The organism is uncultured Imperialibacter sp. (assembly GCF_963974565.1).
Taxonomy (GTDB): domain Bacteria; phylum Bacteroidota; class Bacteroidia; order Cytophagales; family Cyclobacteriaceae; genus Imperialibacter; species Imperialibacter roseus.
Genome location: NZ_CAXBCJ010000003.1, coordinates 236,256 through 249,451, shown reverse-complemented (window position 1 = coordinate 249,451; position 13,196 = coordinate 236,256). Strand labels below are relative to the sequence as shown.

The 13,196-nt window shown below is 48.2% G+C and carries 9 protein-coding genes; 2 read left to right on the top strand and 7 right to left on the bottom strand.

The window, feature by feature from the left end; all coding sequences use genetic code 11:
* The first annotated feature begins 130 nt into the window (after positions 1 to 130).
* Positions 131 to 1,141: a bifunctional ADP-heptose synthase gene (locus tag AAC052_RS06035; RefSeq protein WP_339811719.1), complete on the top strand. Its 1,011-nt coding sequence runs from the start codon at positions 131 to 133 to the stop codon at positions 1,139 to 1,141.
* 62 nt (positions 1,142 to 1,203) lie between these two features.
* On the opposite strand, the gene AAC052_RS06030 is transcribed toward AAC052_RS06035, so the two are convergent.
* The 6 genes from AAC052_RS06030 to AAC052_RS06005 all read right to left on the bottom strand — a co-directional run bounded on the left by AAC052_RS06030 (position 1,204) and on the right by AAC052_RS06005 (position 9,512).
* Positions 1,204 to 2,448 (bottom strand): Nramp family divalent metal transporter, encoded by a 1,245-nt coding sequence (locus AAC052_RS06030; protein ID WP_339811717.1) that lies wholly within the window; start codon positions 2,446 to 2,448, stop codon positions 1,204 to 1,206.
* Between the two features lie 9 nt (positions 2,449 to 2,457).
* On the bottom strand, positions 2,458 to 3,690 hold the full coding sequence (locus tag AAC052_RS06025; RefSeq protein ID WP_339811714.1) for a mandelate racemase/muconate lactonizing enzyme family protein: 1,233 nt from the start codon (positions 3,688 to 3,690) through the stop codon (positions 2,458 to 2,460).
* 431 nt (positions 3,691 to 4,121) lie between these two features.
* A complete protein-coding gene (locus AAC052_RS06020; RefSeq protein WP_339811712.1) occupies positions 4,122 to 5,504 on the bottom strand; it encodes a serine hydrolase in 1,383 nt (460 codons plus the stop codon).
* 221 nt (positions 5,505 to 5,725) lie between these two features.
* Complete coding sequence (locus tag AAC052_RS06015) at positions 5,726 to 5,884, bottom strand: hypothetical protein (protein WP_339811711.1); 159 nt, start codon at positions 5,882 to 5,884, stop codon at positions 5,726 to 5,728.
* Between the two features lie 118 nt (positions 5,885 to 6,002).
* Complete coding sequence (locus AAC052_RS06010; RefSeq protein WP_339811708.1) at positions 6,003 to 8,534, bottom strand: S8 family peptidase; 2,532 nt, start codon at positions 8,532 to 8,534, stop codon at positions 6,003 to 6,005.
* Positions 8,535 to 9,512: an ATP-binding protein gene (locus AAC052_RS06005; RefSeq protein WP_339811705.1), complete on the bottom strand. Its 978-nt coding sequence runs from the start codon at positions 9,510 to 9,512 to the stop codon at positions 8,535 to 8,537.
* A 390-nt stretch (positions 9,513 to 9,902) separates the two neighbouring features.
* Between AAC052_RS06005 and AAC052_RS06000 the strand changes: the two genes are divergently transcribed.
* Entirely contained in the window at positions 9,903 to 11,735 is a 1,833-nt protein-coding gene (locus AAC052_RS06000; protein ID WP_339811703.1) for a DUF5060 domain-containing protein, read from the top strand.
* 119 nt (positions 11,736 to 11,854) lie between these two features.
* Here AAC052_RS06000 and AAC052_RS05995 read toward each other — a convergent pair whose 3' ends face one another.
* On the bottom strand, positions 11,855 to 13,090 hold the full coding sequence (locus AAC052_RS05995; RefSeq protein WP_339811700.1) for an arginine deiminase family protein: 1,236 nt from the start codon (positions 13,088 to 13,090) through the stop codon (positions 11,855 to 11,857).
* Positions 13,091 to 13,196: the final 106 nt, after the last annotated feature.

Here is a 13,196-nt window from a genome sequence, read left to right as displayed (position 1 = left end):
TTGTCATCTTGAGCTTGTCGAAAGAGATTATTGAAACCAAATCGTCTTCGACAAGCTCAGACTGACATCCCTTCTTTAAAATTTCTTTTTTAAACTTATATATTTGGGCCGTTAACCCAATCATTTGTCCATGCCCTTCTCCTCCATTCAGGAAGTTTTCAACGCTTTTGAAAGCCTCAAAGTACTCGTCATCGGTGATGTGATGATCGACTCGTACATCTATGGCAACGCTGGCCGGATCTCTCCTGAGGCACCTGTGCCTGTTGTCAACGTCAATAAGAAAGAAAACCGACTCGGCGGTGCCGCCAATGTGGCGCTCAACATCCAGTCGCTGGGAGCCACCCCCATTCTTTGCAGTATCATTGGCGACGAGCTGGACGGCGAAACATTTTTTGAGCTGTTGAAAGCAAGAAACATTTCTTCCCAGGGCATCATCAAAAGCAGAGAGAGGATCACAACAGTTAAAACGAGAGTGCTGGCTGGCTCACAGCACATGCTCCGGGTCGACAGCGAAACCGACAAAGCCCTAACCGCTCTTGAGCAGCGTGCACTTATGGATCATATTCGTAATCTGGCAACAGGTTGCGACGTCATCATTTTTGAGGATTACGACAAAGGTGTACTTAACCCGGCCATCATTTCACAAACCATCAATCTGGCCAATGAGCTGGGCATCCCCACAGTAGTGGATCCAAAGAAAAGAAACTTTCTGGCCTACAGCGGTGCTTCGCTGTTCAAGCCCAACCTGCGAGAGCTGAAAGAAGGCCTGAAGCTGGAGTTCGATCACCACGACCTGGATCAGCTGTCGTCAGCAGTGAACCAGCTCAATGCTCATATGCCGGTTGAAAAAGCGCTCATCACGCTATCAGACAGAGGTGTTTACCTTACCGACCATGTGCAGTCCATCCACTACCCTGCCCATATCCGCCGCATTGCCGACGTATCGGGTGCTGGCGACACTGTGGTCAGTATTGCCGCACTTTGCGAGGCACTGCATTTGTCGCTGGAAGTGCAGGCAGAACTTAGCAACCTGGGCGGCGGCCTCGTGTGCCAGCACCTGGGTGTAATGCCCATCGAAAAGGAGAGCCTGCTTCAGGAAGCGCTGAAAAATGAAATGATTTTGAAGCATTTGAAAGACTAGCACTGAGTTATTTTTAGTTCTAACCTCTAGCACTGCGCCAGCCCGGTTCACGGCATCCTGCTTCAAAAGAAATCCTTCAATGCGCTGAACCCAATCACTGAAATAACGCAGGAAAAGACGAACGCCAGCACCAGCCCGGTGTTTAACAACCAGCCTGCCCGGTGCTCACCCATTACCTCTTTTCTATTGATCATGTAAATGATTCCGCCAATGACCAGGGGCAGCACAAACACACTGGCCACCTGGGTGGCTATTTGCGCTGCGATGGGATTAGCTCCTAAAATAGGAACCGAAAGCCCTACCACGCAAGCCACGGCTGTGAGTCGTTTGAAAAGCTTCGACTTCAAATCAAGCTCGCCGTTTTTATAATCAGAAATCAACAGCGGCGCCACCATCAGGATAGGAAACACCGACGAAAGTCCTGCGCTCAACGCCCCGGTCATAAATAGCGCCACAGCAAATTTTCCTGCCACAGGCTCCAGGGTGTACACCATATCAATCACCTTGTTGATTGTCAGCCCCTTGTAGTAAAGAGCACCCATGGCCGTAATCATGATAGCGGCGCTTATGACAAACATGAGCAACGCCGACGACAAGGCGTCTCTCGACTGCATAGAGGTATCCTCCCTGGCCCAGCCTTTGCCCTGCATCAGCAGCGGCCGCACCACAAAGGTAGGAGCAGCCATGGTGGTGCCCACAAAGGCAGCCACAAGGAGACTTCCTCCCTCTCCCTCAGGAATGGAAGGGATAAAGCCCATCACTATTTCGCCCGGGGGAGGCAGCACAATGAACATGGAAATGAGAAATGACACGCCCATGATGGTCACAAAAAGGATAAGAACCTTTTCAAAAAACGAATATTTGCCCACTATCAGCAGAAAATACAGAATGGCAAGGATGACGACAGCGATGGACAATACGGCCCAGTAGCTTTCCGCTGGCAGGCCGGGCAGACACAAGCGGGCAATCTCATAAAGGGCGTTGGCCGAAAGCCCCACGATGCCCGACAGCGAATTCCACTGGCCAATCACAATGCCGACGATAAGCACTACCGCCAGCACCTTGCCAAACTTCAGCTCTGTTTTGAAGCTATTGACAGCCGTTCGGCCAGTCACCACTGCATACCTGCCATACGCCTCCATCAGTGCCCATGAAAAAATACAGCTCAGCGACAACACCCAAAGCAGCTGCGAGCCATACTGGCTGCCAGCTTTAGCCATGGAGGTAACACTGCCTGTGCCTACCGTGTACCCTATGCAAAAGAGCCCAGGCCCTATCGACAATAAAAAAGCGGCGATCCTCTTCATACGTTTCTCTTACCAGTTGGTGAATGATCCGTCAGCTCTCCTGAAGCCCGGGTGGTTGTAGTCGCTGCCTTTGGTGATCTCGTTGACCAGCTCAACATCCGCAGGATTGAACTCCACACCAAGGCCAGGCCTCTCCGTTGGGTACAGCTTCCCATTTTTGAAGTTCAGATAGTCGTCGTTGAGGTAGTCAGTCTTCGTTGCGGCATTACCCAGTATCTCAGTGAGCACAAAGCCCGACGAGGCACCCAGCGTATGCACAAGGGCTGCCGTGGAAATCGGCCCGGTAAAGTGAGGAATGAGCCCCACATAGTGTGTTTCACAAATGGCGGCAATTTTCATGAATTCGGTAATGCCCCCGGTATTGGGCAGGGTTACCCTCGAGAAATCGATCAGGTGGTCTTCCACCAGCTCGTTGATGTCCCAGCGGTCGCCAAACTGCTCGCCAACGGCTATCGGCACATTTACCTTGGTTCGTAAGGTTTCGTAGATGCCAGGGTTTTCCGACCGCACCAGGTCCTCTACAAAAAGTGGCCGGAGCGACTCAATCATGTTGCACACAGTCACGGCTTCGGCTGTGTCGAACCGGGTATGCAGGTCGATGCACCACTGGCCGTCTTCTCCCACTCCCTCACGGATTTGCTCACAATGCCTGCGGTAGCTGTTCAGCCATTTGTGTACATCAAAAACGTCTCTCGATCCCACACCGCCATCCGTGCGGAAGGCATAAAATCCGGCTTCCATGCAGGCCCTGGCCGTTTCCTTTACCGACCCCTGGCCGGGAAAGCCGGTGGAGTAGCAAGGAATATAGTCACGGGTGAGACCGCCAAGCAATTCATACACCGGCACATTCAACGCTTTGCCTTTGATGTCCCACAGGGCCATGTCGAGCGCACCCATGGCGTGGAGCCGCTCACGACCCGAGGGATAGAAATAGCCCCGGTTTACTTTCTGCCAGAGGTGCTCAATACGGAACGGGTCTTCACCAATCAGCATTTCGGCCACGTTCTGAATCATCTCTTTGGAGCCACCCTCCCCGATGCCTGCGATGCCACCATTGGTTTCCACCACCACAATGTCCCGCATTTGGGCAAAGGCCGGTTTGGTATAATCTGGATCCCGGTAGTGCCGGATTTTTGTGATTTTAAGGTCAGACTGAGTATGGGCATTCAAAAATGGGAGCCCCATGGCAAGGCCGCTGGCCGTCAACAGGCTTCTTTTGACAAAGTCTCTTCGGGTGGTCATGAGCAGGTAGTTTTAAGTGGTAGCTATAATGGTCAACCGACAGCAGGTATATTACCAGTTGTCGGGTATCGGAAATTAATAAAAGATGGGGAGAAAGCGTGACTTGGCCTACCTCAATTGAGATGAAAGCTTTCTGGCGCAGGCGGACGGGTGCTACTTGCTATGATCGGGCCGGAGATTTGAGCTTTCAGGTTTCTCCTGTTTTTTAACCTCCTGCACATCTGCAGTAGCCTTGCTCAGCTTGAGCAAACATGAAACAGCCCTGCGCCAGCTTTGCTCAACTTGAGCAAACATGTTGCAGGCTTGCGGCGGCCTTGCTCAGGTTGAGCAAGTCCACTACAAATCTGCAAGAGATGCTTTTATATTCAATACAAATCGACACTTGCTGTAGTGGAGGCATTCAGGCTACTGTGGCGCCCCACCATGCCACCTCACTCAATCTTCCTGGCTACTCCACCCCCGCCGCCTTGAAACAGCGTTAAGCTCTCTACCATTCCATTATCAACAACCTGAAACGATATCTTGGCCCTCACCTCAGGCTGGAAAAAAACTGTGTCATTTTCGGCGTAAATCTCAAAGCGCTCCTCGGCGGTAGGCTGTCCATAGAGCTGCCCGCCTTCTCTCGTGATGGTGATCATGAAGCCAGGCTGTAGCTCGTACACCCCCACGTACTGCTCCAGCACCGACTCGGGCACCTCCACCGCATCACTCTTAAAATACTGCTCTGCCAGCTCCGACCCGGAATCGAGCAGGTTGAAGCCAATGTCGTCGGCACCTGTGCTGGAATTGGTCAGCAGCACCACCCCTTTGCCTGTCTCCTTTACAAACCCGGCAAAGGTTCTGTAACCTCCTGTGCCGCCATTGTGCCAGATCACATCCCCCTCCATGCCATTCTTAATATGCCAGCCCATGCCCACCTGCATGCTGCCGGCCTTGCTGTGCCGCATTTTGTGCGACATATCCATGGCTGCCCGCAAGGGGGTATCCACATAGCCCAGGTTGGCGGAAATGAATTTCGCCATGTCCGAGGTGGAACTCCTGATGGCTCCTGCACCCGCCAGCGTAGGAATGTCCCAATTCTCCACCACATAGGGACCGGTATGCCCCAGCGCCAGGCTTTGTTTCATCGTTTTGGTAAAGGCAATCCTTGTATCGTTCATTCCCAGCGGGTCGGCAATGGTTGCCACCATCAGCGCCTCATAAGTTGTGTTCTTGTTCCGGGCCAGCAAATGCCCCAAAAGACCCTGGGCCAGGTTGGAGTATTCATATTCGGAGCCAACCGTTCTGGTTGGCTCATAGGTAGAAATGAACTCGTACATCTGCTGAACAGTGTAGTCGGCATAGGGATTATTGGGATTGGCCGGGGCAAAATTGGTGGGCATTCTTGGGATGCCCGACGTATGGTCAGTGAGGTTGCCAAAGGTGATGGGCGCATCGCCCATTACGGGCACTTTCACACTATCGGGGAGGTAGTCGTTAATTTCGTCCTCCAGCTTCAACTTGGCATCCAGCACCTGCTGCGCCAGCAGAATAGCCGTAAACACCTTGGAAATAGACCCTATTTCGTAAATGGTGTTTTCATCGACTGGTTTACCATCCAGCGTCGTTTTACCAAAATTGTAATACTGAACACCCGACGAGTCGATAATCGCCAGGGCCATGCTGGGCATTTGCCCGTTCTGAATGCGTTTTTCAATAGTGACTACTACCTCGGGCGGCAAGCCATCTGTGGTCGCCTTATTTGATTTGTCGGTGCACTGGTAGCTAACAACGCCAACAAGAAGAAGGGCGAAAACAATTCTGAGCTGCTTCATAAAGGTGGATAGGTTTAGGTAATCAAGATGAAAAAACAAGCGCCAGGATTGCTTGCGGGTGTTTGGTGGAACCGGGCGTTAATTAAAGATAGGAGTTTTTGTGGTTTTTGATGGTAGAGGAATAGGCTTTTTCAACGGGGAGATCAGCACAGGCGGACGCTTACGTTAGTGGCATCCTTTCGATGCCGAAAACACTTGCCTTGTAGAACTCTGCCGACCTACTAGGCATTTACTTTTTTCCCATCAGTCCGTTTTGCTTTTGCTGATCTCGCTTTCTTACGATTTTCTATGATGTCGCTTATCAGTTTTTCCTCTTCTTTCGTCAAAGGCTCCAACCCTCCGATAAAATCCACATCCAATTCTTTCCTTTTTTTTGTCATGACTCAATGTCTTTAAAGTACCTGTCTATAAGTCGTAGTGCGGCTACCGAATTGGCTGTTCCGGAATAAATCACCATTGATAATTAGCACCAGCGGAAGCTTACTCTAGTTTGGGGTATCAAGTTAAACCAATTGGCACAACCGTCTGAACTATGTTAAACACAGGTGTATAAAGGTCAACTTCTTGTTCAGGTGTTTCAATTGTGATAATAAGGCTATAACGAACCATTGATTCAATTTTCCCAAGTTGTTTTCTTGTTCTATACCAACCATTTTTAGGATAAACAGCCAAAATATTTCTTCTGGACATCTCCACTCCAGATATTGTAATAAAGTCCTTCTTTATTGATCCTTTGCTTCTGACTCGTTCCTTCAAAGTCCATGGCTCGGAAGATCTATTAATTGTATCATCATCATGTTCTTCTGTTCCTGAAGATGCAGCAGATATTCTTCTTTTAAATTCGTTAAGTTGCTCTAAAGGCTTAATAAGTTTGAAATCAAGTTCGTGAGAGTGATACCGAAAATTTGAAGCATATTGACGATTACCTGGATTAGGTTCTATGTAATAGGATAAGGTAACTTTTATTGTTGCATCTCTATCTCCAATTTCGTCTCTCAGAACATCCACAGGCCAAGGAAGCTCATACAAATGGTATTCATTGTATCGTGGCTGAGATTTTTCTAACCTATATGGTTGAATAGAACGCTGTGAAACAAGTGTAAGGGAGTTGTTCGCACTATTCTTTGCCTGTTCTAATATGGGAACACCATAACCTACAGATCGTAATAGAGCCCTTCTATCTGTTTCCAAATTCAGGTTACGGCTCTGTAACATAGCATCCGTCCATTCTGCTGAATGCACCATTAACCCTCTAATTGTTTCAGGCCAGTAATCAGGATATTCTGTTTTCAGTTCGGCAGCCATTTTTGAAGCTAAGGAAACAGATGCACTTGTGTCTCCGAAAGTTTGAAAGATGTTTATTCGGTGATCCTTATGGGTGGTTAATAATTGAAGAGTGTCTTTATGGTCAACTACATTTTCCCTATGAGCCAAATTCCCCCCCTCCATCACAATGTCCGGTTTATTTGGCCACTGAGTTTCCCAAGTTCCTGAAGTTGAATTGGAAGGTGCCATTTCACCATTAACTGCTAAAGGATTCCATCCAGGCCATTGCTGCGCATTTATCCGGTCTTTTCGTGTATAGCTCCCTACTGTTAGCGCATTGTATGCTTGTCCAGGGTCTTGAACTGACTCATAAAAGTTCTTATCTGGAAAATCTTCTGCGCTTTCTATTCTTACGTTACCGCCACTCACTAAAATTAATTGTGGTTCGTTAGGGTCGAGAATACTGCCAAATGCAATTTTGTCAACCGAAGTAGAACTTGATGAAGGTCTGCCACGAAATCCGAAATCTTTGTTGGTTACTGATAAACAAAAAATGCGGGGATGGTTTGGATTATCGACAATTGGAGTAGCGCAGGCATATTCGTAAATCGCACCATACATTTCCGGATCATTAGGGGATTGAGGATGATAAATCTTAAAGGATTCAAGCCCATGATAGAGTTGGGTAGTTCCATTATCAGCCAGTGCCTGAGTTAAATCTCCATATAATACTAGACCGGCCATGCCCGTTCCATGACCGCCCCCAGGTATACTATCAAATTTGCCCCAATCCTCAATCCATGTATATAATCTTTCGTCAGGCAATAAAGGATTTATCAGAGGATGTTGGTTAGATACCCCACTATCCAATAGACAAACAAGAACAGAGTTTTCGTCGAAACGATTTTCTGTTCTTTCGACCAAGTCTTGTAACCATAGTTCTTTTTCGGCAATCGAAATATCATCGTGAGTAATAAAATCAGATAATTCCTGCGGATGTCGTAACTCGGCAAGATTATCAAGGAGCATTAAAGAATTTGATAATTGGTTAGCCGAGGCTCTAACAAGTCGCACAAAATGCTCTGGAAAATCTAATTGCAGTTGGCCAATCTGTGCTTCTGATTGCTCAAGATTGGTTATGACTTTGTTTATTCTGTCACCGTCATTATCCGTTTTCCTAAACCAAACTTCCCACCAAACTATTTCATTTTCACTAGGGAAAGAAATTTCTGGTCCGTCAGACCAAAAAGCTTCAAGGGTGGCTAATTTTATGTTTGCAATGTTAGCGATTAACTGATTTGCTTTCGGTGCACCAGATTTAGTATCCTTTTCTGGATTCAAGTATTCTTCAACACGTTTTATGAAATGGCTGATGCCTCTTTTTGTTAACATGAGAGCTACATGGTAGCGGTATTGATTCTCTTGTTCAGGATGTTGTTCCTGTTTAATATTGACTATTTGATAGGTTGGCCGATCTGTATTTTGATGTAGCTGATCAAATTTTAACGGGTAGCCCCACTCTGAGATGAATGTCACGTAAATCGCATCATCTCGAATAATATTTTCTGGCAGTTCGGTGTCTTCGGCTAATTGTAATTGCTGGCGCACAGCTTGAAGTTTGCGCAATATTCTGTTCCCATGTTCCGAACGATTACGTTGGCTAGTTGGGAAATCTACCTTTATTTTGGCAGGATACTTATATTGTTGACCGGAGGCATATTCTTCGATTCTCCCAATGTGTGGTTTGTCGAAATTATCTGCCATTTATGATTTACGTTTCTTAAGGGCAATAATTAATTCCGCTTTTTTAAGCTTATTATCTCCATGAAGAATCATCTCTTTAATTGTTTCTTCACAGGCTCTAACAATATCCGAATAATTCAGTCCTTCCGACTCTTTAGCCAGTATCTGGTAATTAATTCTCTCATTGAATTTGAATCCGAAAAGGTTTTTCTTAATGGTATCTATAATTTCACTTCGGGTAGGCAGAGGATATGTGATAATATCATCGAACCTTCTGAACAAAGCCTGATCCAAAGCCTCTGGCATATTCGTAGCGGCAATAATAATGCTGTTGCTTTGATCTTTTTCGATATTTATTAAGAAGCTATTTAGGACACGTTTGATTTCTCCAACATCTTGTCCTTGGTTTCGGTGCGAACCGATTGAATCGAATTCGTCAAATAAATACACACCTCTATGGTCAGGCATTGCATCAAATATCAAACGCAGCTTGGCAATTGATTCACCCATAAATTTAGAAATCAAACCATCCAAACGAACAATGAAAACAGGGATTCCCAATTCTCCGGCAATTGCTTGTGCGGTCATGGTTTTTCCACAGCCTGGAGGACCTTGAAGTAAAAGTTTTCTTCTTGGCATGAGGTTGTGTTGCCTGAGCATTTCCCATTTCTGCTGTTCATTAACCAATTTCAGCAAAGCTTCTTTTACTGACGGGGCAAGAACCATATCGCTTAGCTTGATCTTTGGTTGAAATATTTCAATCAACTCATGAAGATCTCGCTTTGACTGATTTATCGGAATCGTCTTACTACGGTCGAGAAAAGAAAGTGAACGGTTTTTTCTTGCTCTTTCGATCATCGACTTAAGCTCCTGAGCAAATGTTGTATGTCCTTTACGTGCCTCGGATGCAGCAATTTGCATAGCAGAAGCAAAAAAACGGTCTTCATCACCGTCACCGAATGATTTAATTAAACTTTTTATTTGATCTGCTGCTGCCATTTTTCAAAGTTACTCATTGGGGCCAAGTCCTAAAATAGCTTGACACAAAAAGTATCAAAGAGCTCAATCGCTTCTGCCAACGATTCACACCGCTACCCAATCTATTTTTTTTTTGGAAACCCGATCAGAAGTACTACAATGCTCGACGGCTATTAAATATAATGTCCAGATGTGGTTATTGATCCTACCCGCCACCTTTTCTCGATCAATATAGCATATTTTCTATTCTACGAAAATCTTTGTTCCTGCCCACAACCAAATGATAACCCTAGCAAGCGGCGCTCTATTACGAAGTCGAGCAAGGCTAGCAACACCGCCAAGTACCCTACAGCTATGCCTTCTTCCCAATTTATCGTAAGTTCAACCCATTAAACATGCCTAATGCCTACTATGCACAAACTTTCCGCTTCTCTGCTATCAGCAGCCCTATTTTTAGCGCTGCTTACCAATTGCACACAAAAAGAACCCCTGCAAGCTACTAAATGGGACAAAGTCACCCTCACTTTTGCTGGCCCGGAAACGGCTGAGGACGCTGCCGACAATCCCTTCACCGACTACCGGCTGAACGTGGTCTTTTCTAAAGGACTGAAGAAAATGCTGGTGCCGGGCTACTATGCCGCCGATGGCAATGCTGGCGAAAGCAGTGCTACCGCTGGCAATGTGTGGAAGGTGCATTTCCGCCCCGATGAAGAAGGCGAATGGACTTATCAGGTGTCGTTTCGCAAGGGCGCCAACATAGCCGTGGACAATGCGCCTGACGCTGGCGAACCAGTGGCATTTGACGGCGAGGAAGGAAAACTCATCGTATCGGCAGGCAACTACCAGCTGCCCGACCTCCGGGCAAAAGGCAGACTGGCCTATGTGCGGGAACGGTACCTCCAGTTTCAGGAAACTGGCGAATTCTTCCTCAAAGGTGGTGCCGACAGCCCGGAAGACCTGCTCGGCTATGCCGACTTCGATGGCACTCATAAAGAAACGGAAGGCGAAAACAGATCGGGCGAAGCAGAGAATAAAGCCACTTTGCACCATTATGCGCCTCATGCCGCCGACTGGCAGCAAGGCGACCCAACCTGGCAGGGCGGCAAAGGCAAAAACCTGATTGGTGGCATCAACTACCTGGCCAGCAAAGGCATGAATTCCATCTACTTCCTCACGATGAACATTGGCGGCGACGGCAAAGATGTGTGGCCCTACACCGGCTACGACGAGCGCAGCCGGTTCGACTGCAGCAAGCTCGACCAGTGGGAAATTGTATTTGACCACATGGAGCGCAAGGGCATGATGCTGCACATAGTGACCCAGGAAACAGAAAACGAAAAACTGCTGGACGATGGCGACACCGGCCCGCAGCGGAAGCTTTACTACCGGGAGCTGATCGCCCGCTTTGGGCACCACCTGGCCGTTACCTGGAACATGGGCGAGGAAAACGGCCCTGCCAGCTTCACCCCCAACGGGCAAACGCCAGAGCAGCAAAAGGCCATGACCGACTATTTCAAAGCCCACGACCCCTACCAAAACTATGTAGTCATCCATACACACTCCCACAAGGAACTTCGCCACGAAATGTTCGACCGCCTCCTCGGCCACCCAAGCCTTGATGGGCCTTCTATCCAAATAGGCTACATCGGCGACGCTCATGAGGATACCAAAAGATGGGTAAAAAACTCAGCTGAGGCTGATCACCCATGGATAGTGAATATCGACGAAATAGGCCCCGCCAACCGTGGCCTGGATCCCGACGACCGAACCGACAACAACCAGGATACCGTGCGGGTGGCGGTGCTGTGGGGCAACCTGATGGCTGGCGGCGGCGGAGTGGAGTGGTACTTCGGCTATCTCAACCACAACAACGACCTGGGCTGCGAAGACTGGCGCTCAAGAGACCGCATGTGGAACTATACCAAAGTCGGCCTCGACTTTTTCCAACGTTACCTGCCTTTTGCAGAAATGGAAAGCCACGATGAACTATCGGGAGAGAACACGTACTGTCTGGCCAAGCCGGGAGAAGTATATGCGGTGTTTTTGCCGCTGGGAGGAGAAGCCTCTATCGACCTGGCCGGCGCTGAAGGAAGCTATTCCGTGAGCTGGTACAACCCCAGAACAGGGGGTGAGCTACAGCAAACCGATATCAAGACGGTGGAAGGCGGCGAGGTGCGTTCGCTTGGGAACCCGCCTTCAGAGCCGGAAAAGGATTGGGCAGTGTTGGTAAAAGCCGACGGGTGAGGATACCCTCCCGGAACGGTTCGGGCTGGCGTGTGAGACACACGCCAGAACGGTAGCGGGTGAGGACACCCCGCTAAACGGGCTGGCAGGTGAAGACACCTGCCAGAACAGCGATCCCGCTAACCCCGCTCTATCGGAAAAGTGAGGCAATGCGGGCCCCCGCTGCCACGACTAAGCTCACCCGCTGGAATGGTGATGATGGTGTTTTGAATCTTCTCTTTTTCAATTTTGCCTTCGGCGGCCTGCTGAAGAAATTGCTCCGCAGGGATAACAGTATATCCAAGCTGCTGAAACCCTTCGATGGTTTTGGTATTCCGGCGGTAAGTAACTGCCACACCAGGCCTTACAGCCACAAAATTGCAGGCGCTGCTCCATTGCTCCCGCTGGTCGAACGGGTGCTCCCCATTGCCACACGACACAAATCTTGCGTCGGCATCTTCGGCCAGTATCAAATCCTTGATGGTATCAAATCTCTGAGAGGTGTTGCCCTGCAAATCGAAGCTTTCGATACTAATTTGAGTGGGGTCTTGCAGCACATGTTCGTAGAGCACATAATCATGAGTATTCACCTTGGAGAAAATGGTGTCGATGTGCATACAATACTCTTCCTTGGGGATGTCTACAATGGTGAACTTCTCCACCACCTTGTGCTCACGTAGCTGCTCTCTGATTCTCCAAAGTGCCACCATATTGGTTCGCTCGCTGCAACCAATGAGCAAATGCGACGGGCTTAAATGAATAATATCACCTCCTTCAATCGTCTCCGCCCTGTTAGAAAGTGTAGTAGCCAGATGATCCGACGAAATGCACAAGTCAAGATATTTGTAACCCACTTTTACAAACACCGGGTGGTGATGGGTGATGAACCAGGTAAGAATGTTCTCTCTTTTGCGGGGAATTTTTTCAGCCTGGCAGGTAATCACATAATTGTTCACCACCGCTCCAATGTCCCGGGTAAAAATAAGGTTGGGCACGGGGTTGAGCAGAACATTTCCGCCTGCCTTGTAGCCACTAATCAGGGCTTTGGCGAGGTTTTCTGGTGAGAGCTGCTGCATTGCCAGCTGTGTATCGGGCGGCAAGCTCTCCAGCTTAAATACTTCATCGAGCAACTGCGACCTTAGCTTTGCATTGGTCAAAATATCTGTCAGAAGATCGGTAAACTCCAGCACATTTTCCTCCCCGGCAAAAAAAGAAAGCACGCCTGTCAACAAGCTATGCTCCTCCTGCATTTTGGGTAAAAAAACAATGTCATCGTACAAGAGCTCGGCCTTGTTGAAGGGAGTTACCCATTCTATTCCCTGATCAGGGCGATGAACTATTACCTTTCTTAGTATGTCGATATCTGAAGTAACCATGGGTTAGTCTGCCGTTAAGTATTCGTCGAAAACAATTATATTCGAAACTTATTCAACCAGCTCGCACGGCCATTTGTTGAACTATTAAGCCTATATTGAATCCCTT